This window comes from Liquorilactobacillus ghanensis DSM 18630 (genome assembly GCF_001435235.1).
Classification (GTDB): domain Bacteria; phylum Bacillota; class Bacilli; order Lactobacillales; family Lactobacillaceae; genus Liquorilactobacillus; species Liquorilactobacillus ghanensis.
The window spans coordinates 50779-71509 of the sequence record NZ_AZGB01000015.1 but is presented as its reverse complement, the minus strand read 5'-3'; the positions used below and the strand labels follow the sequence as shown (position 1 = coordinate 71509).

General features: G+C 37.1%; 19 protein-coding genes and 1 pseudogene. 16 read left to right on the top strand and 4 right to left on the bottom strand.

What is annotated here, in order from left to right:
• Positions 1–20 precede the first annotated feature (20 nt).
• Positions 21–821: an alpha/beta fold hydrolase gene (locus tag FC89_RS04505; RefSeq protein WP_057871357.1), complete on the top strand. Its 801-nt coding sequence runs from the start codon at positions 21–23 to the stop codon at positions 819–821.
• Between the two features lie 3 nt (positions 822–824).
• On the opposite strand, the gene FC89_RS04500 is transcribed toward FC89_RS04505, so the two are convergent.
• The gene (locus FC89_RS04500) at positions 825–1787 is read right to left on the bottom strand and encodes a sugar-binding transcriptional regulator (protein WP_162258268.1); all 963 of its coding nucleotides are present in this window, start codon (positions 1785–1787) and stop codon (positions 825–827) included.
• Between the two features lie 251 nt (positions 1788–2038).
• On the opposite strand from FC89_RS04500, the gene FC89_RS04495 reads away from it, so the two are divergent.
• From FC89_RS04495 to citG, 7 genes and pseudogenes are all read left to right on the top strand, one after another.
• On the top strand, positions 2039–3181 hold the full coding sequence (locus FC89_RS04495; protein ID WP_057871355.1) for an NAD(P)-dependent malic enzyme: 1143 nt from the start codon (positions 2039–2041) through the stop codon (positions 3179–3181).
• 73 nt (positions 3182–3254) lie between these two features.
• Positions 3255–4232 (top strand): annotated as a pseudogene (locus FC89_RS04490) (AEC family transporter).
• A gap of 16 nt (positions 4233–4248) precedes the next feature.
• On the top strand, positions 4249–5304 hold the full coding sequence (gene citC, locus FC89_RS04485) for a [citrate (pro-3S)-lyase] ligase (protein WP_057871354.1): 1056 nt from the start codon (positions 4249–4251) through the stop codon (positions 5302–5304).
• On the top strand, positions 5294–5587 hold the full coding sequence (citD, locus tag FC89_RS04480; protein WP_057871353.1) for a citrate lyase acyl carrier protein: 294 nt from the start codon (positions 5294–5296) through the stop codon (positions 5585–5587). Before citC ends, citD begins: the two co-directional genes overlap by 11 nt.
• The gene (gene citE / locus FC89_RS04475) at positions 5588–6508 is read left to right on the top strand and encodes a citrate (pro-3S)-lyase subunit beta (protein ID WP_415590498.1); all 921 of its coding nucleotides are present in this window, start codon (positions 5588–5590) and stop codon (positions 6506–6508) included.
• Positions 6498–8036 carry a citrate lyase subunit alpha gene (citF, locus tag FC89_RS04470; RefSeq protein ID WP_057871352.1) on the top strand — a complete coding sequence of 513 codons (1539 nt, stop codon included), beginning with the start codon at positions 6498–6500 and terminating at the stop codon, positions 8034–8036. Before citE ends, citF begins: the two co-directional genes overlap by 11 nt.
• 70 nt (positions 8037–8106) lie before the next feature.
• Complete coding sequence (citG, locus tag FC89_RS04465) at positions 8107–9507, top strand: triphosphoribosyl-dephospho-CoA synthase CitG (protein WP_057871351.1); 1401 nt, start codon at positions 8107–8109, stop codon at positions 9505–9507.
• A 245-nt stretch (positions 9508–9752) separates the two neighbouring features.
• Here the strand turns inward: citG and FC89_RS04460 are convergent, their stop codons facing one another.
• Positions 9753–9857, bottom strand: a complete 105-nt coding sequence (locus FC89_RS04460) for a putative holin-like toxin (protein WP_057871350.1) — start codon at positions 9855–9857, stop codon at positions 9753–9755.
• A gap of 368 nt (positions 9858–10225) precedes the next feature.
• Here FC89_RS04460 and FC89_RS04455 point away from each other — a divergent pair, with 368 nt between their 5' ends.
• Positions 10226–10867 (top strand): SAP domain-containing protein, encoded by a 642-nt coding sequence (locus FC89_RS04455; RefSeq protein ID WP_057871349.1) that lies wholly within the window; start codon positions 10226–10228, stop codon positions 10865–10867.
• A gap of 160 nt (positions 10868–11027) precedes the next feature.
• Here FC89_RS04455 and FC89_RS13015 read toward each other — a convergent pair whose 3' ends face one another.
• Positions 11028–11141, bottom strand: coding sequence for a CPBP family glutamic-type intramembrane protease (locus FC89_RS13015; RefSeq protein ID WP_415590489.1), 114 nt, complete (start codon positions 11139–11141; stop codon positions 11028–11030).
• 136 nt (positions 11142–11277) lie between these two features.
• Here FC89_RS13015 and FC89_RS04450 point away from each other — a divergent pair, with 136 nt between their 5' ends.
• Together FC89_RS04450 and FC89_RS04445 are read left to right on the top strand one after the other, a co-directional pair.
• Entirely contained in the window at positions 11278–12663 is a 1386-nt protein-coding gene (locus FC89_RS04450; RefSeq protein WP_057871348.1) for a class II fumarate hydratase, read from the top strand.
• Between the two features lie 31 nt (positions 12664–12694).
• A complete protein-coding gene (locus FC89_RS04445; RefSeq protein WP_057871347.1) occupies positions 12695–14098 on the top strand; it encodes a flavocytochrome c in 1404 nt (467 codons plus the stop codon).
• A gap of 128 nt (positions 14099–14226) precedes the next feature.
• Here FC89_RS04445 and FC89_RS04440 read toward each other — a convergent pair whose 3' ends face one another.
• Positions 14227–15249, bottom strand: coding sequence for a zinc-binding alcohol dehydrogenase family protein (locus FC89_RS04440; protein ID WP_057871541.1), 1023 nt, complete (start codon positions 15247–15249; stop codon positions 14227–14229).
• 137 nt (positions 15250–15386) lie between these two features.
• Here FC89_RS04440 and FC89_RS04435 point away from each other — a divergent pair, with 137 nt between their 5' ends.
• From FC89_RS04435 to menC, 5 genes are read left to right on the top strand one after another with little or no spacing between them, the layout of a single operon-like run.
• Positions 15387–15740, top strand: a complete 354-nt coding sequence (locus FC89_RS04435; RefSeq protein ID WP_057871346.1) for a winged helix-turn-helix transcriptional regulator — start codon at positions 15387–15389, stop codon at positions 15738–15740.
• A gap of 39 nt (positions 15741–15779) precedes the next feature.
• Positions 15780–17084, top strand: a complete 1305-nt coding sequence (locus FC89_RS04430; RefSeq protein WP_057871345.1) for an isochorismate synthase — start codon at positions 15780–15782, stop codon at positions 17082–17084.
• Positions 17077–18795: a 2-succinyl-5-enolpyruvyl-6-hydroxy-3-cyclohexene-1-carboxylic-acid synthase gene (menD, locus tag FC89_RS04425; protein ID WP_057871344.1), complete on the top strand. Its 1719-nt coding sequence runs from the start codon at positions 17077–17079 to the stop codon at positions 18793–18795. Before FC89_RS04430 ends, menD begins: the two co-directional genes overlap by 8 nt.
• Entirely contained in the window at positions 18795–19598 is an 804-nt protein-coding gene (gene menH / locus FC89_RS04420) for a 2-succinyl-6-hydroxy-2,4-cyclohexadiene-1-carboxylate synthase (RefSeq protein ID WP_057871343.1), read from the top strand. The genes menD and menH overlap by 1 nt, the downstream gene beginning before the upstream one ends.
• Positions 19595–20719: an o-succinylbenzoate synthase gene (menC, locus tag FC89_RS04415; protein WP_057871342.1), complete on the top strand. Its 1125-nt coding sequence runs from the start codon at positions 19595–19597 to the stop codon at positions 20717–20719. Before menH ends, menC begins: the two co-directional genes overlap by 4 nt.
• The last annotated feature ends 12 nt before the right edge of the window (positions 20720–20731 follow it).

Sequence of the window (20731 nt, the reverse complement as noted above, 5' to 3'; positions counted from 1 at the left end):
AATTTTTTAGAGGTAATATCATGTACTTTGTGACAAGAGATAAAGTTAAAATATGTTATGACTTTTTTGCTGGAGATTCAGTAGTGATTTTATTGCCAGGCATCAGTGAAAATCGACAAATTTGGCTTAAACAATTAGAATTATTAAAATCTCAAAATTTTGGTGTTTTAAATGTTGATTTTCGTAATCAAGGTGAGTCGCAACGGACTTACCGTGGTCAAAGAATTTTTCAACTTGCATCTGATGTTCATGAATTAATAAATTATTTAAAAATAAATAGGCCAATAATGATTGGACATTCGATGGGAGCTGCTGTATCTTTTGCTTATCTTGCCCTGTATGGGTCAACAAATATTACCGCAGTTGTTGATGTTGATCAATCACCTAAGATGATTAATGATGAGAATTGGAAATATGGTTTGAAGAATTTAAATTGGGAAACTTTCCCAGAATTACTGAAACTACCTTTACCATCACCGACTTGGCATGGAATTAGAACAGATATAAAAGAAGTATTAACTAAAATTAAAAAAAAGAATCCGTACAGTCCCACCGCTAATCAAGCATTGTTGATAGATAATGCTTTTCAAGATTGGCGTGATGTGATTGCCGAATCAGAGTGCCCATTTTACTTTATAACTGGAGAATATTCACCGTACTTTGATCACCGGTTTGCTTCAGCAATGGTGGCAATTGCTAAGAATGCTGATTGTACAAGCGTTTCTAACGCTGGTCATATTGTAATGGCTGAGCAACCAGAGCTTTTTAATAAAACTTTATTGAGTGCACTGAATTGGATCAGTTCTATAAAGGGTAAATAAAAATTAGCTGTTAGCTGCTTCAAGTAAAATTCGATTTGCAATAGCTTCATCAATTACTAAATCAGTAATTAAATGACCTCTGAGTGCTCCAAGGGCAGCTTTAGCCTTGAATTTACTTTTTACAATTGCAAGTCGATGGGGTACGGCTAAAATTGTGTCAATATCAGCACCGAAGACCGTATCTTTTTCATTAGAAACCAAAAAATTTCCATTTATATCATAAGGACGACCATATAAGATACCGGCTATTTTTTCTTGATTAATGTCAGGAAAGATAGCCTTTTTGTTTTGTTTCCAACATGGAATTGAATCAATCGAAGCTAAAGTTCCTAAGCCCATAAAAATTAAATCCATCCGTGAGGCATAAATAAAAGTTTGTTTAAACGCAGGTTCTTGCCATAGTTCATCTTTTAATTTTTTGTTCACAATGTAAAGAGGACCAGCGAGTGTAGTAAAAGAAGTACTAAATTTGTTGGCAGCTTTTTCAACCATTCGAGTAGAACCAGCTTGAGAATGGTATTTCATATTCTCACCAATAAATTGGGTGAAAATTAAATCATCTTTAACATGGTGGTTGAAATGGTCAATGACATTATAGACGGCTCCTCCCCAAGTTAAACCGACAACTTTACTTTTTTCAATTAATAACTGTAGTTGCTCTGCTGCGTATTCGATAATTTTCATTTGATCTTCTTCAGGATTACTTGAATTTTTAATTATATAAACATTCTTGATACCAAATTTTTTTTTGAACTGCATTTCAATTGTGAAGTTTCTGGCTAATGGTGAGTTTATACTAACAGTTACTAATCCCGATGAGATTGCCTCATCGAGATTTTTTTTAATTAAATAACGGCTTAGAGAATATTTTGCTGAAAGTTCGGAAATTGTTAGACGAGATAAATAAAAATCTTGTGCAATTGCTGCCAGACTTTCTTGATGTTTATAATTGTTGTCTTGCATAATCTTCCCCCCTAATTTTAAAGTATAGCACAGCCTATATTTTCTATGTTTATATAACCTTTTTGTTATTTATAAAATATGAGCTAATTATTTATCATGATGTAAATAGACGCTTAATAATAATTTAATTTTATTAAATGTAAGCGATATATTTACAAAAATGAAAAACAGGTATATAGTAACAGTGTTAAAGAGTTAAAACGCGTTTAACATAATTAACAGCAATTTAGGCATTAAGAAAGGATTGTCAGTGGATGGCAGAAAATATAGAGTTACTTCATTCAAAAAATACTGGAGTTCTAGAGATAAAAGGACTACTCCCAGTTGATAATCGAAAAGAATTAGGAGAAGCCTATACACCTGGTGTGGCAGAAATTTCTAAGTTGATTACTAAGAATCCTGATTTGAAGAAAAAATATACAGTCAGCGGTAAATTGGTGGCTGTAATAACAGATGGGACTGCTGTGCTTGGTTTAGGTAATGTTGGTCCAGAAGCTGGATTACCAGTTGTAGAAGGTAAGGCATTACTTTATAAGCAGTTGGCAGGAGTGACAGCTTTACCGCTATGTCTTACTCAAGTTAAACCGCAAGAAATTGTTACCACAATTAAAAATATTTCTAAGTCATTTTCTGGAATACACTTAGAGGATATTGCGGCTCCACGTTGTTTTGAAATTGAAGAACAATTGAAATCAGAATTGAATATTCCCGTTTATCATGATGATCAAGAAGGAACGGCAATTGTTGTTTTAGCTGGATTATTAAATTCAGCTAAGGTGGTTAATAAACCATTGGAAGACTTGAAAATCTTAATTAACGGAATTGGTGCAGCTGGAGTAGCAACGGCCGAATTATTATTTGAATGTGGAGTAAAAAAATTAACATTGGTAGACAAGTATGGCCTGATTGATCCGGATGATTCCCGATACAATTCTTATCAACGTTCTTTAGCAAAAAAAGTTGGACAAAGCGGAAAAGATTTAAAACTAAATGAAGTGATTACTGATCAAGATGTTTTCATTGGATTATCCGATGCAAATGTCTTAACAACTACTGACGTTCAAAAAATGGCTAAAAATCCAATTGTTTTTGCTCTAGCTAATCCTGTACCAGAAATTTTACCGGAATTAGCAATAAAAGGTGGAGCAAAAGTGATAGCAACTGGTTCAAGTCAATATCCAAATCAAATTAATAATATTTTAGTATTTCCCGGACTATTTAGAGGCTTATTACAAAGCGGCTTAAATAACGTTGATACCAAATTAGAGAAGGTGGTTGCACAATCCTTAGCTGATTTAGTTCCTAATCCGACTGCTAATGATATTATTCCAGGTGTTTTTGATTTAGATGTTGCTACGAAAGTATCTAATGCAGTTGAAAATTATAAAAAGAATTAGCAGGTTTAAGACGAAATGATTGTCTTTAAGAAAACAATATAATTTTGTCTTGTGCCTCTAGGAGGTATGACAAATGAATGTTTTTGTTACTTCGATTCAGAGTGTTCTTGCTATTTTAATCATGATAGCGATCGGTTATTTTACGCAAGGGCTTGGTTGGTTTGATGAAAAATTTTCAGGATCAATTTCAAAGCTAATAATGAAGGTAGCTTTACCAGCTTCAATTTTTATGGCAATGATGAAGTATTTTAAACCAGATCAGCTAGCTAAATTATCAAGCGGGTTAGTTTATACAATTATCTCTATTTTGGTTGGATACGTAGTTTCTTGGTTAGAAATGAAAGCTTTTAAAGTTCCTCGCGGCCGACGTGGATTAATGATGACAGCAATTAATGGGGCTAATACAGTATTTATTGGTATGCCTTAAAACATTGCTTTGTTTGGTCAAATATCTGTTCCTTACTTATTGGTATATTATATTGTTAACACTATAATTATTTGGACATTAGGTGTTTGGGTTATTGCTGCAGATGATCCTACAATTGATAAGAAAAAAGGACAAAAGGTTAAATTCGATTTAAGCCACCTTATTCCAGCTCCGTTATGGGGATTTATTGTAGCTCTGCCATTTATTTACATCCCATGGCTAAAAACTCACTTACTGGTTAATTTTGTGTCGATGACATTGACCGATATTGGTGGATTGGTAACACCTCTTTCTTTGATTTATATCGGAATAATACTGAAGCAATTTGGTATTTCTAGTATAAAAATTGACTTCCATTTAATTTTGACTTTAATTGGTAGATTTATTATTTCACCGGTAATTATGGCGGTGATAGTTTTTGCAGGCTTGAAAATGGGAATCCAAATGAATGGAATTTTTCATAAAACATTGATAATTCAGGCGGCAACACCTACACTCGCTGTCTTACCAATTTTGGCAAGTAATTATCACAGCGATGTTAAATTTGCAACTAATGTTGTAGTAGCAACTTCAACTTTGTTTATAGTTGTTGTTCCGGTTATTATGGTGCTTCAAAGTATATAGATAGAGAGTTGGCGTAATGGTAAGAAAAGCTAAAGAACTTAATTTGAAGAATAACGAAGATTTTGCTCTATGGAAAAATTTTCTAGAAAATGTTGGTATTAACAATTTTAGTGAAGAAGAAGTTAACCAAGTTGATTTAACAATTGGAATTTTTGATAAACAAAAATTGTTAGCAACTGGTTCATTAGCAGGAAATATTTTAAAATATATTGCTGTTTCAGCAGATTCAATTGGAACTGGATCAAATTTTAATTTAATTGTGTCTGAATTAATTGGAAAATTAGCTCTTAAAGGAATTTTTCATACTTTTGTGTTTACTAAACCTAAATATGTTACAAGTTTCCAACATTTGGGCTTTAAAAAATTAGCAGTAACTGAGTTTGGAGCAGTTTTGGAACGAGGTTTTCCTGATATATCGACTTACTTAGCTGATATTAAACAAACAGAAAATCCAGTGAAAAAAACGGCTGCAATCGTTATGAATGCTAATCCCTTTACTTTAGGACACAAATTTTTGGTTGAACAGGCCTCTCAGGAAAATGATCTAGTATATGTTTTTGTGGTTGCAACCAATGCAGGGTTATTTGCTACGGATGAGAGATTAAAGTTGGTAAAACAAGGAACACAACATTTAAGTAATGTTAAAGTTGTTAGTGGCGGTTCGTATATGGTTAGTTATGCTACTTTTCCAGCCTATTTTCTTGATTCGCCTAATGATTTGATTGAATATCAAACAACGTTGGATGCTTTAGTATTTAAAAATTGGATTGCAAACTATCTGCATATTAATACCCGTTATTTAGGAAGTGAGCCATTATCGCGTACAACTAGTATTTACAATAAAATTCTTAAAAAAGTTTTAACACCGGAAATTAGTGTTAAAATTATAAATCGGCGTCAACTTTTGAATGGTGAAGTAATTTCAGCTTCAAATGTTAGAAAAAAAATTGCGCAAAATAAATTGAATGAATTAAACGAATTAGTGCCTGAGACGACTCTTAAATTTATAAGAGAAAATGCAGCAATTTTAAAATTGAGAATTAAGAAAGGAATGAAAATTCGTGGAAATTAAGAAAACAGCCTTAGCGGGTACTTTAGAGTCATCAGATATTCAAATTTTAATTACTAAGGGAACTAAAGGAATTGAAATTGAACTTGAGTCAGATGTAAAGAAACAATTTGGTGATCAAATATGTCAGGCTATTTCAGAAACTTTAAAGGGCTTTGGTATTTCACAAGCTAAAATCAAAGCAGTTGATAAAGGTGCTTTGGACTGTGTAATTAAAGCAAGAACAATTGCTGCTATTCAGCGGGCAACCAATGCTTCTGAAGAATTAGATTGGAGGGCGATTTAAGTGACACAAGCAATTGATAATGAACGTTTGCGTCGGACAATGATGTTTGTTCCTGGAAATAATCCAGCAATGCTAAAGGATGCTGGAATTTATGGAGCTGATTCAATTATGTTCGATCTTGAAGACGCTGTTTCTTTAACTGAAAAAGATGCTGCTAGAATTTTAGTTTATGAGGCATTAACACATGTTGATTATGGTAAAGCAGAAAAAGTAGTTCGAATTAATGGATTGGACACACCATTTTATCAAGAAGATATTAAAGCCATGGTTAAAGCAAAAGTTGATGTTATTCGACTGCCTAAAGTAGAATCAGCAGCTATGATGAAAGAATTGGAAGAGTTGGTTTCAGTAGCTGAAAAAGAATTTAATGTTGCGCCAGGTTCAATTCATTTAATGGCCGCAATTGAAAGTGCTAAAGGTGTTTTAAATGCTCCTGAAATTGCAGCTGCATCTAATCGAATGATTGGAATTGCACTTTCTGCTGAAGATTATACAACAGATATGAAAACGCATCGTTATCCAGATGGTACTGAGTTGGAGTTTGCCAGAAATATGGTTTTACATGCTGCTCGTGCAGCCGGAATTGCTGCTTTTGATACCGTCTTTACTGATATGAACGATACAGAAGGTTTTTATCGTGAAACAAAACATATTCATCAGTTAGGATTTGATGGTAAATCATTAGTTAATCCACGTCAAATTGCAATGGTTAATCAAGTTTATGAACCAAGTGAGAAAGAAATTAATCAAGCAGTAGAGGTAATTAATGCAATTAAAGAAGCTAAGGTAAAGGGATCTGGTGTTATTTCTCTTAATGGTCAAATGGTTGATCGACCAGTGGCTTTGAGAGCTCAGCGAGTGATCAAACTAGCTGAGGCATCTAATTTGCTTGATGAGGAGGGAAACTACATTGAAAAATAATGTAAATCGTCAATTAGATGAAAATTTAATGAATAAGTTGGGGTATCAACCTTTTCAGGGAACAGATATCGGAAATCCAATTAAACAGCGTGTGGCACCTAAAGTGAGAATTTCAACTGGCAATGATAAGTTGGTTGATTCACTGGAAGATGTAGTGAAAAAAACAGTGAAGGATGGTATGACAATTTCCTTCCATCATCATTTTCGTAATGGTGATTTTGTTTTCAACAAAGTGATGAGAATAATTATTGATCTAGGGATTAAAGGTTTAACATTAGCTCCATCATCTTTAACTGGGGTTATGAACGAATTAGTCATTGAAGGAATAAAAAAAGGAACAATTACTAATATTACTAGTTCTGGGATGCGTGGCTCATTAGGTGATTTTATTTCACATGGTAATTTGGAAAATCCAGTTATCTTTCGATCTCACGGTGGACGTGCTCGTGCAATTGAAAATGGAGAAATTAAAATTGATGTTGCTTTTCTAGGTGTTCCTAATGCCGACCGGTTGGGAAATGCTAACGGTCGGTTTGGTGATGCAGTTTTTGGTTCATTGGGTTATGCCTTGATGGATGCACAATATGCTGATCAAGTAGTCTTGATTACCGATAATGTTGTTCCATATCCAAATACTCCAGCATCAATCAAACAAACACAGGTTGATTATGTTGTAAAAATTGATCAAGTTGGTGATCCTGATAAAATTGGTTCAGGAGCTACTCGCTTTACTAAAGATCCTAAAGAACTAAAAATTGCTGAAATGGTTAATAAAGTTATTGTTAATTCACCTTATTTTAAAAATGATTTTTCTTTCCAAACAGGTTCTGGTGGTGCAGCTTTAGCAGTAACACGTTATTTACGTCAATCAATGATTGATGCAGGAGTTAAGGCATCATTTGCTTTGGGTGGAATTACTAAACCAACGACTGATCTATTAAAAGAAGGTTTGGTTAGACGTGTAATGGATGTGCAGGATTTTGATAAGGGTGCAGCAGATTCAATGCATTCCAATCCAAACCAACAGGAAATTGATGCTTCTTGGTATGCAGATGCTGATAATAAAGGAGCTATGGTTGACCAATTGGATGTTGTCATTTTAAGTGCACTTGAAATTGACACAAAATTTAACGTTAATGTTATGACTGGATCAGATGGTATTATTCGTGGGGCTATCGGAGGACATCAAGATGCTGCAACAGCTAAATTAACAATTATCTGTGCACCGTTAGTCAGGGGCAGAATTGCAACGGTAACACCGGATGTGACTACAGTGGTAACGCCTGGTGATTCGGTTGATGTTTTAGTCACTGAAGTTGGAATTGCCGTTAATCCAAAACGAAAAGATTTGGTTTCTATTTTGAGTAAAGTTAAGGGATTGCCACTTTACTCAATTGAAGAATTACAACAATTAGCTGAAAAACAAGTTGGTACTTCTAAGAAGCTTGAATATCATGATAAGGTTGTAGCGCTAATTGAGTATCGTGATGGTAGTATTATTGATCAAGTTAAACAAATCAAAGATTAACAATTGAAAAGCAAGGTCATTTATTGATTTTGCTTTTTATATACATATGAAAAATTAAGGAGACTTTAGGATGTTATTTTCTACTGGTCAGCCACAATCAATTGCTGATGTTTTGCAGGATAAGGATAAACGTGTCGCTTTTCAGCAAATGCTTTTAAAAAAATATCCCACGGCAGCATTGTTAGTCGTAAAATTGAATATTCCTGGCGAAATTAAATATAATAATAGCATCGATCATCTATTTACGGTCGGCTATAATGAATTAAAAAAAAGTTTATTCAAAAATAAATTTTTTCTCGCAGATGAATTTGTTTGGCGCCATCCAGCAGGGGAAACGGCATTCATTGTTGTCAATAGTAATGGTAATGATTTGAAACTGCTTAGTGTTAATTTTGAAGAAACATATAAATTGGGAAGGTTATTTGATGTTGATGTTTTAACAAGAAAGGGGACAATTTCGCGGAAACAGTTAAATCTACCGGTTCGCAGATGTTTAATTTGTGAGCGCCCCGCTAAAGAATGTGCACGTTCGAGACGACATACCCTTGATGATTTAAAGCAGACAATTGAATCAAAATGGTATACTTTTCAACAAATCACTGAGAACAGTGACTATCGGGATAAAATAATAGATTTAGCTCAAAAAAGCCTATTGTATGAAGTGACAGTTAATCCTAAACCGGGGTTGGTAGATCCACATAACCATGATTCGCATCCAGATATGGATATTTTCACATTTATTGATAGTTCTTTAAGTTTAAGACCTTATTTTTGTAGTTGTTTTGATGCTGGTTGGAATTTTGCAAAAAAAGATCTTCAAGAGCTTTTTAAAGAGATTAGGCCTTTAGGAGTAGCGGCAGAGAAAAAAATGTTTACAGCAACTAATGGTGTAAATACACATAAAGGTGCTATTTTTTCCCTAGGGATTGTTGTCACAGCGACAGCTTATGTTTATCATCAAAATAATAATGATGACGTTGATAATATTTTAAAAATTGTTAGAGATATGTGTCATGATTTAGTTGAAAATGATTTCAAAAATTTACGTCAGCTTCCTGTTGAAAATTTAACAGCAGGTCAGAAGCAATATTTAGATTTTGGTTTGACAGGAATCCGCGGTGAAGTTCAGCAAGGTTTTCCGACTATTGTAAAATGGGGATTACCATATTTAAATAAAGTGTCTTTAAATCAAGATTTAAACCAACGTTTGTTAAATGTTTTATTGCAATTAGCACTTCATACTGTTGATAGCAATTTAATCAAGCGAGCTAATTATAGTAAAGAAACAATTAATAAAGCACATCAATTGATTAATGAATATTTTGAATTTGGTGCTGAAAAAACGGCATCAGGGCGTTCAACTTTTAATCAAATACTTGCTTATTTTAAACAGAAAAATTTAAGTCTAGGTGGTACGGCTGATTTACTAATTGTTACGATTTTTTTTGGATTGTTAACTGATCTACTATAATTTTTAGTCTGTAGATCATAAAGAAATCCTTTAAATTAATCAGTGAAAATCGACAAATTTGGCTTAAACAATTAGAATTATTAGGAATTTGATTTTAAATAGTCGAAAGTCACTTATACTCATGCTATAATATGAGTAAGAAAAAGGAAGTCCCGCTGGAACAGGACTTCCAATGTAGAGCCGTTTAAGACGGTGACATAATTTAACGTTATTAAATAACCGCTAGCTCTGTCAAGCTAAGGCGGCTATTTTTTTTGCTGACTTTTGATCAGCTCAACAACTAATGCGATCAAGGCCACGATAAAAGTACCGAAAGCCAGCATTAATTGTAAAGCGTCCGCAATGGACACTTAGGCTACTCCTTTCGTTAGGATTGATGGGCTTTAAAGGTTTAACACCATAAGCACCACCTCCAATCGGAAATAGCCACCGCCTTAACTTCTCTACAATATTCAATTGTACAGGGAAACTACTGATTAAACTAGTAGCTATTTTATTATAGTAACTAAAATTTGAAAGTTCATACTTGAGCTGATGCTGCATGGTGTCAGCCTTATTTTTGCGAAAAATAAAACACAAGTTGCTTCTGTGAAGTATCCCCCTAATGGCTGTTCTGGTTTTCGTGTTATGCTAGGACTGATAAATGTTCATTAGAACTGTCCAAATGGAGCTATCAAATATTTTTCTGGCAATATGTAAAAAAGGAGAGTGAATAGATATGACATCGCGTCCAAAATTTAGTAGAAATATGAATAGCAAGACATTCTCTAATTTTTATTGGTATAAAAAGGAGTTGCAAAATATATGTAGCCAATATGGATTGCCTACATATGGTACTAAAGCGGAACTAACTAAATATATTATTGCGTTTTTAAATGGTAAGGCTGCTGCAAAAATAAAACCGATCAGAAACTCAAGAAGAAAAGTAGCTTCACAGCTAACTTCTGATAGCATTTCATTAGATACCAAGTTACTTGATTCTGGATTTTCTCTTAATCGAGAAGCTAGAATATTTTTTGCTAATTATTTTGGCGTTGAACACTTTACCTTTCGTAAAGTAATGGGAACAAAAATGAGAGAGGTTGAAAAGAACGCTGATATAAACGCTACTGTAGCTGACTTGGTTAAAGTTTTAAAGAATCCTCAATTGATTTCTTTTGATAATGATGAAGAAAAGACATATCAGTGGAACAGTTTTGTGCGAGCCTTTAGAAAAGATCCAATTTCAAAAAATTATTATTCACCAATGAAAGTAGCGGCAATAATTTGGAAAGTAATAAGAAATTCAGATCAGCCTAAAGTTTATACAAGAACGCTAGTCATTGAAAATGCTGAATTAATAAAGGACTTTCTCAAATAGATTAAAAGTCGTCAAAAGAAAGGATTGGCAGGTAGAAAAATTAGCTATGCACATGTGAGTTCCAAAAAACAGCATTTAAATTAGTTAATCTGGCAGATCGTAAAAGTGAACCGAACATCTTTCGATTACCTTATATCAAAAAGAAAAAAATCATGCTATCTCATACGGCGTGCAATATAATACTTGTCCATAAATTTTTTATTTTGTAAAATACATACCCGAATACTAACCCTAAAATGATTACTGTTGCAAAATTGTCAATTATTACAAACATAGACATTTTGGTTGTGAACTACTCGTTGCTAAAGTAACGAGTTTCTAGATAAAAGTTGACTATGAACCGAATTTGAGGATATTATTAATTGTGATTAATTTAACAATTGATTTATATAATATGAGGAGGCAATATTATGGCAGCAAAAGATTTTAGGATTGAATCAGATACACTGGGTGAAGTTGAAATTCCTGCAGCAGCTTTGTGGGGGCCTCAGACTGAGCGCAGTCGAAATAATTTTCCGACTGGTAACTATATGCCATTGCCGATTATTAAAGCGTTACTGCAGTTAAAAAAGGCAGCTGCTCAAGCAAATTTAGCAGAAGGAAATTTAGAACAAGCTAAAAGCGAGTTGATTGTAACAGCGATTGATCAATTGCTGGCATTACCAGATATAGAATTAAGAAAAGATTTTCCATTGAAAGTTTATCAAACGGGTTCGGGTACGCAAACTAATATGAATGTTAATGAAGTTGTAGCTCATAAAGCTGCTCAAATCAATGATCAAATCGAAATTTTAGCCAATGATGATGTTAATCGCGGGCAAAGTTCTAATGATATTTTCCCAACAGCGATGAATATTACCGCTAGCCAAGCAGTTGGTGAATTGAAAAAAGCAGTGGCTCACTTAATCGCTGAATTAAAAGCTAAACAGGCTAAATATTGGCAAACAGTAAAAATTGGTCGAACGCATTTACAGGATGCAACCCCATTGACATTTGGCCAAGAAATTAGTGGCTGGGTCAGTATGTTAGAGCATGATCTGCATTATTTGAAACAATTAGAAGGAACTTTACTGGAATTAGCAATTGGCGGAACAGCTGTGGGAACTGGATTGAATGCTGTTCCACATTTTGCAGAGGACATTGCTGTTAAGATGAGTCAAGTTTACGGTGTGAAATTTACCGCAAAAACAAATAAGTTTGCTGGCTTGGCAGCACATTCAGGTTTGAATGCAGTTCACGGCGTCTTTAAAGCCTTAGCCGCCGATCTGCTGAAAATTGCTAATGATGTCCGCTTTTTGGCTAGCGGTCCGCGGGCTGGTTATGCTGAATTGAACATTCCAGCCAATGAGCCGGGTTCTTCAATCATGCCGGGAAAGGTCAACCCAACGCAGGCAGAAGCACTTACTATGGCTGCTGTTCGTGTTATGGGTAATGATGTCGTTGTTGACTTGGCTTCATCTCAAGGAAATTTTGAAATGAATGTCTACAAACCTGTCCTAATTGATGCTTTCTTAGAATCAGCAGCTTTACTGACGGGCACAATAATTGGTTTTGCTGATAAGATGATTCACGGCTTGACAGTTAATGCTGAGCGGATGCAGTCATTGGTTGACAATTCATTAATGATTGTTACGGCTTTATCACCACATATTGGTTATCATGACAGTGCTAAGATTGCTCAAGCAGCAGATAAAGCCGGCAGTACACTGCGAGCAGCAGCAATTAAATCGGGTAAAGTGACTGCTGCCCAGTTTGACGAGTGGGTGGATCCCTTGAAAATGACGAATATTGATTAGACTGCCATTAATGGCAAAGGAGAATTACACGATGACAAAAAAATTTATTTTTCAGTCAACACCGCTGTCTAAATTAGCTGATCATTATGATCTACTAGTAATTGGTTCTGGTGGAACCGGCTTAGCCGCGGCATTGCAGGCTAAGGAATTAGGAGCCAATGTTGCAATTTTGGAAAAAATGAATAAAATCGGAGGAAATACAACCCGAGCTTCTTCTGGAATGAATGCGGCTGAAACTGATATTCAGCTGCAACAGGGCATTATTGACAGTTATCAAGCATTTTATCAAGACACTTATCGTGGTGGCGGACAATTGAATAACCAAGAACTACTGCGCTACTTTACGTCGCATGCAGCTCTTGCTATTGATTGGTTAGCCGGCAAAGGGATCGTTCTTAATGATTTAACGATCACTGGTGGGATGAGCTTGAAACGTACGCATCGCCCTAGTAGTAGGGCTCCGATTGGTGGATATTTAGTAACCGGCCTGTTAAAAAAACTAGCTGAAAACAAAATCCCATTGTTTACAAATGTGCAAGTTAATCGATTATTGCAAGCTGCTAACGGAACGGTTAATGGGGTAACTGTTATGCTGCCAACTGGAACAAATAAAAAAATTAGTGCATCAGCAGTGATTTTAGCAACTGGTGGGTTTGGCGCCAGTCACCAGTTGTTGCAAAAATTTCGACCGGATTTAGCGGATTATCCAACAACTAATCAACCCGGAGCAACGGGTGATGGAATTTCATTAGCTCAAGCAGTCGGCGGTGGTTTAATTGATATGGATCAAGTTCAGGTACATCCAACTGTTCAACAAGAGACTGATCATGCTTATTTAATTGGTGAAGCAGTTCGAGGTGAAGGCGCAATTTTAGTTGCTGCTGATGGCAAACGATTTGTTAATGAACTGGATACCCGCAAAAATGTTACTAATGCAATTAACCAATTGCCAACTAAAAGTGCCTACTTGATTTTTGATTCACGTATTCGACAGCATGTTAAGGCAGTTGATTTTTATGATCAAATTGGTTTGGTTAAGCATGGGGCGACATTAGCTCAATTAGCAGCTGAAATTAAAATTGCGCCCAAGAATTTAGTTGCAACAGTAATTGCTTGGAATCAACAAGTTGCTGATCAGCAAGATTCGGATTTTGGTCGAACAACTGGAATGGAACGAGATATTTCTGTTGGACCGTTTTTGGCAATTCATATTGCTCCAGCTGTTCATTATACGATGGGTGGAGTCCGAATCAATCACCAAGCGCAAGTTCTAAAAGAAAATGGCACACCGCTGCTTGGATTGTTTGCCGGTGGAGAAGTTACTGGCGGCCTGCATGGCAACAATCGTCTTGGCGGTAACTCAATTGCTGAAACAGTTGTTTTTGGCCGGCAAGCTGGTCAGCAGGCTTGCAAATATCTAAAGCAGCTGAACTGAGTAGCTGAGGTTTAGGACCAATTTGGATTTGCTTATTGTTATATTAAAACAATATTGCCAGTTTTAAAAAATTGTAACCATCAAAAAAGAGAATCGATTGTTGATTCTCTTTTTTGATAGTTAGCTTTTTAGTGATCATCATTGCTGACAACTACTTTGCCGATCATTTTATTGGTTTCGACCAGTTGGTGGGCCTTTTTTAGATTAGCAACATTGATTGGTGATAATTCTTTAGTCAAAGTACTTTGCAATTTACCTTGATTCAATAAGTCAGCCACTTTTTCTAAAATTTGATGTTGAGTAAGTAAATCCGCTGTTTGATAGTATGATTTGCTAAACATCCACTCCCAAGCAAATTTTGCCCGTTTCTTAGTTAATTTTTTTAGGTCAATGGGTTGTCGATTCTCGGTAATAGAAACAATTTGCCCAGTTGGCTTAATTAATTCTGCCATTTCATTCCAATGACCATCAAGATCATTCAGTTCTAGCAAATAATCAACGTATTTATATCCGAGATCATGCACTTCGGTTACTAAATTCCGGTGATGATTTACGGTTAAATCAGCTCCATGTTTGATCGTCCAAGAGATAGTTTCCGGACGAGATGCACTGGCAATGACCTTTAAGCCAGCCCAATGAGCCAATTGAGTAGCCATCGAGCCTACTCCACCGGCACCATTAATGATTAAAATAACAGCTGCATTATTTTGCGGATTTTGCGGTTTAATGGCTAATTGTTCAAATAAGGCTTCCCAAGCAGTTAGAGCAGTCAACGGGATGGCAGCCGCTTGCGCATTCAACAATTTTTGCGGAGCATGACCGACGATCCGTTCATCAACTAATTGATATTGGCTGTTGCAACCAGGGCGCTTAAATGATCCAGCATAAAATACACGTTCGCCGGGTTTAAATAAAGTTACATCCTTACCGACTTTTTTAACAATACCCACGGCATCCCAACCAAGAATTTTCGGTTTTTTCAAAGTTGTGTGACCACTTTGACGAACACCGACATCAACCGGGTTGACTGCCACGGCGTTGACTTCAACTAAAAGATCGTGATCTTTGGGAGCTGGTATCAATGTTTCAAAAGTAAATAAACTGTTAGCAGCAGTAATCGGTAAATGTTGTTGAAATCCAATTGCTTGCATTTTTTTCAAGAAAATCTCTCCTTTTTGTTTCTCTACTGTTTCAATGATAAAATTATTTTTAACGAATACAATCGTGAAATTTATGTAACTAGTAACAATTTTTTCCGTAGTTGATAGTTATTGAGAGGTGATAATTAATGAAGCGCCAAATTTATGATTGTCAAGCTGGCTGTCCAGTTGAGAGTACTTTGCAAATAATTTCCGGCAAATGGAAGAGTGTGATCTTGTATCATTTGCTACAGGATGAAGTTTGTCATTTTGGCAGTTTGCAGCGTGATTTAGGGCATTGTTCGCGGCGAATGCTGGCGTTGCAACTCAAAGAATTAGAACAGGATAAAATTATTACTAAAACTGTTTTTGCGGCTAACCCGCCTAAGACGGAGTATCGGTTAACTGCTTGGGGTCAAACGTTGGCACCTGTGATTCAAGCTATGGCGCAGTGGGGCGAAAATTATAATCAACGGCAAAAGCATATGAATAGAGTAGAATGATAGTATTTTAATTGAATCAGTAAAATCAAAGGTGATATTTTGAAAACAATTTTGAATTATCAAATCCAAGTGTTACCTAAATTAAATGTAACTCAAATTGGATGGTTGCTTGATCATTTTGATCCAGCGTTTGTTTTTTATGATTGGGAAAATGCAACCTTAAAATTATGTTTGGGGGCAGTGGCTGAGTGCTTTCCAGCTGCGAGTCAAAGGCAGAATCAATTTGTAACGGTGGAAAAATGGTATCAAGAATTAAAACAACAATTGAAACTAAAAAATAGCGGACCAGTACCATTGGTTGTCGGTAGTTTTTTGTTCGATCCTTTGCAAAATAAAAGTGCAACTTGGAGTAAATTGGCACGTGGTTACTTTTTTTTACCGCAATTGACAATCTATCAAACAGCCGAACAAACAGTGGCGGTAAGTTGTGCATCAGATTCAGTAACTTGTCAGCAGCAGCTCTTACAATTACAGCAGTTGTTAGGCTCGGCGGTTACCACTACTGAATCGGTCGGATTAATTAATGTGACGGAAACGCAAATTGCTGCTTGGCAGCGGGCGGTCCAAACCGCAATTACCGCTATTCAAACTAAGCAATTGGAAAAAGTAGTGCTGGCGCGGATGATTACGGCTGGGTTAACTACACGATTAACGGCGGCTGAAATTTGGCAGCGGTTGGCACCGATTAAACAACAGAATTATCAATTTTTATTAAAATACCGGGAACAAATTTTTATTAGTCTGACTCCAGAAAAATTAGTTGAATTTCAACCTGAACAAATACGACTTGATGCACTTGCTGGAACAATTGAGCGCGGGACCCAAAAAGAACAGACGCAGTTGTTAGGGCAACAATTGCTACAGAGTACTAAAAACCGGCAGGAGCATCAAATTGTGGTTTCGGCAATAACTAATCGGTTGACACAGCTCAAGCTGGCAGTTAAACATCCAACTGAGCCACAGATCTTAGTAACTGGCAGCGTGCAGCATTTATATACCCCGATTACAGCTAAAGGCAAGTTTGATCCGTTGAATATTTTAGCACGACTGCATCCGACACCGGCTTTAGGTGGTCAGCCGCAGCAGGCTGCCTTAGAATTTATTCGCAAGTATGAGGGATGGGAGCGCGGTTTATTCGGTGGTCCTACCGGTTGGCTTGATTTTGCCGGCAAGGGGAAGTTTGTAGTGGCAATTCGGTCAGCCCTTTTAGACGGTCAGCGAGCGCATTTATTTGCTGGAGCCGGAATTGTTGCCGCATCTGATTATCATCAAGAAACGGTCGAGACGCAGAATAAAATGCAGCCGATGCTTAATTTGTTGAAAGGTAAGAATAAATATGAATGAAACTGAAGGATTGCAAGAGTATATTAGTTGTTTTTGGCAAGGATTATTGGCACAAAAAGTAAAAAAAGTTGTCCTGTCACCCGGTTCACGTTCAACTCCGATTGCTTTAGCGGCAGCTCAATTAGCTCAAGAACGGCGAATTGAACTTTACGTTGATGTTGATGAGCGTTCAGCGGCATTTTTTGCTTTAGGATTGATTAAAGCCAGCGCCGAGCCGGTCTTGATAGTTTGTACTTCTGGAACAGCAGCTGCAAATTATTTTCCAGCAGTTTGTGAAGCGCAAATTTCTCATTTACCGTTGCTGATCTTAACAGCCGATCGTCCTCCAGAATTACAAGACATTGGCGCTCCGCAAACAATTGATCAGCAAAAACTGTATGGCGATCATGTTAAGCATTTTTGGCAGTTACCTCTACCGGAACCGTCAACTGATGCATTAAATTACCTGAGACAAACGGTGCAGCGCAGTGTAGCACTAGCGTGTCAAGAACCAACCGGACCAATTCATTTGAATTGGCCGTTGCGTAAACCGTTAGTGCCCAAGCTGCCGTTTAACTTATCGGCAAATGTGCAACCATTGAATTTTCCGACACTTCATCAGCAGTTGAGCGTTGATCAGTTGCAACAGCTTAAAGAACAGTTGACTGGTAAGCGGGGGATAATTATTGCCGGACCGCAGGGCAAAAAAACAGCTCAAATTAATAACCAGTGTTTATTGGAATGGTCGCAAGCTGTTAATTGGCCGATTATTGCTGATCCCTTGAGTAATCTGCGAGCAGTTAAGCAGTCAAATCTGATCAGTACAGCCGATTTTTTGTGTCGAATGCCAATGGACAAGTTAACAGCTTATCAACCGGAAGTAGTGATCCAAACTGGGGCAACACTGGTTTCAGCTGCAATCAGTAATTGGCTGAAAAAATTATCAGTCCCAGTTTATTATTTAGATCAGCATCATCGCAATGTTGAAACAACTTTACAAGCTGATTACTACTTTCCAATGACAGCAGCTGAATTTTTACCTAATTTGACAATCAAGCCAGCACCAATAACTTGGCTGCAAACTTGGCAGCAAGCGCAACATTTGATTCAAAATCAATTGGCGGCGTACTTTGATCAACAAACGGAATTAAATGAAATTACTGCTGCTTATTTTTTGGGGACTAATTTGCAACACGGAAATGCATTTATTAGTAATTCAATGCCAATTCGTGATGTTGAAAATTTCTGGCTGCGACCGCAAGCTCAACTTTTTTGTAATCGTGGGGCCAATGGAATTGATGGCATCAATTCAACCGCATTGGGGATGGCCGCACAACAACCCTTGGATAAAAACTTTTTATTGACTGGTGATCTGGCTTTTTTTCATGATTTGACTGGTTTGCAAATGGCGCGCAACTATAATTTGAAGTTAAGAGTTGTTGTCAATAACAATAATGGCGGGGGAATTTTTTCTTTTTTGCCGCAAGCAGGTAAACTTGGGTTTGAACAAGTCTTTGGAACACCGCAAAATCTTGATTTACAACATCTGGCAGCCTTTTACCAAGCAGATTATCAGTTAGCTGTTGATCCAGCTGATTTTCAAAAACTACTGCAACAGCCGCTGCATAACTTAGAAATAATTGAAGTTCGAACTGAGCGAACGGTCAATTTGCAAGCACATCACCGGTTAAATCACCAAATTCAAACAGCTTTCATGAAAGAAATGATTTAATGAAAATTAAGATCAAACAAGCAGAATATCAGCTTTATCAAAAATCAGGACCTGCTCCCGGTTGGTTACTGCTGCATGGCTTTATGGGTAGTCATGCTGATTTTGAACCGTTGATTCCAGAATTGCCTGGAGCAGTTGCAGCACCAGATTTATTGGGACATGGAAAAACAACCAGTGCACTTCCGGTAGCTGATTTTACAATTGAGCAGCAGGCAGATCAGCTGGCAGCACTGATTCAGCAGCATTTAAGGGCTCCTTTGATTGTCTGGGGTTATTCAATGGGCGGTCGATTAGCTTTGACTTTAGCTCTCCGCCATCCAAAACTGATTAAATATTTGATTTTAGAAAGCAGTACAGCTGGAATAAATGACTCCCAGCAAAGGTTGCTCCGCCGGAACCACGATGCTCAGTTGGTTTGGCAGTTACGACACTGCGGTTTGGAATCTTTTGTTAATAAATGGGAAGAGCTGCCATTATTTACTTCACAAAAGAAATTACCGGCAGCGCAGCAACAATTTATTCGGCAACAGCGGCTGCAGCAAGATCCTGAAGGACTGGCGAAAAGTTTGCTGGCGATGGGCACCGGCAGTATGCCAAATTACTGGCCGGCCCTGTCACAACTTCATTGCCCAGTGTTACTGCTGACCGGAGCACTGGATTTTAAATTTCAGAAGTTAACAGCTAAAATGGCTGCTGATCTGCCGCAAGTCAAACGCTATGTTGTTCCAGCCGCTGGTCATAATATCCATTTAGAAAATTGGCCGGCAATTCGGCAGCTCTTTATGCGGGAGGGACTATTGTGAAATTAAGCAGACTAGCTTTATTACCGGTTAAACTGCAATTAAAACAACCGTTTGCAACCAGTCATGGCAATACCAGCAGTCGGCCGCTGACTTTAATAGAGGCAGTTGCTGAAAACGGGCTTCATGGTTATGGTGAACTTGAAGCATTTGCTGAACCGACTTATTTAGCGGAAACACAATTAACAGCGCGCTGGATAATACAAACGCAAATCATTCCCCGATTGCGAGGGAAAAACTTATGGCAGCCGCAAGACTTTAGCATGTTGACAGCTGACATTCAGGGGAATCAAGCAGCCAAAGCAGCGGTAGAAATGGCGATTTGGGATATATTTGCTCAGCAGCATCAGCTTAGTCTGGCAGAATATTTGGGACAGTTCATTTCTGTTAAACCACGAACTGAAATAGCAGTTGGGATTAGTTTGGGAGCTCAAGCGGAATTTGCGGTCCAGCAGCAAATCATTCAACAAGCTTTAGTTGCCGGTTATCAACGGATTAAATTAAAATTGCGTAATGCAACCGAATTAATGCAGGCAATTAAATTATTGCAAAAGTTCCCGCAAGCTAAATTTATGTTGGATGCTAATTCATGTTTGTCTTATCAGCAATTACCACAATTGCAAAAATTGGCAGCTTTACCGAATCTGCTGCTGGTTGAGCAACCATTGCGGACAACCGACTTGGTTGAACATGCACAGCTGCAGCAAAAACTGTCACTGGCTATATGTTTGGATGAAAACATTCTAAGCTTAGATGATGTTAAAACAGCAGTAGCATTGGGTAGTTGTCGGGCAATCAATTTAAAGGCTTCGCGGGTTGGCGGCTTTACCGTTGCTTTGCAGATCATTAAATATTGTCAGCAACAGCAGCTAAAGCTTTGGTGCGGTGGTATGCTGGAAGGAGGAATCGGTCGTGCAGCCAGCTTGGCTTTAGCCAGTTTGCCAGTTTTTGATTATCCGGGAGATCTTTCAGCTAGCGAACGCTATTATCAAACCGATTTAATTAATGAACGTTTTATTTTGAAAAATGGTCAGATCAAACTGCCGCAACAAACGGGTTTAGGGGTCAGTTTGCAGGCAGAGTATATAAAAAAATTTGCTGACCAACCTAACTTGTTGGTTTAGTTTGATTTTGTC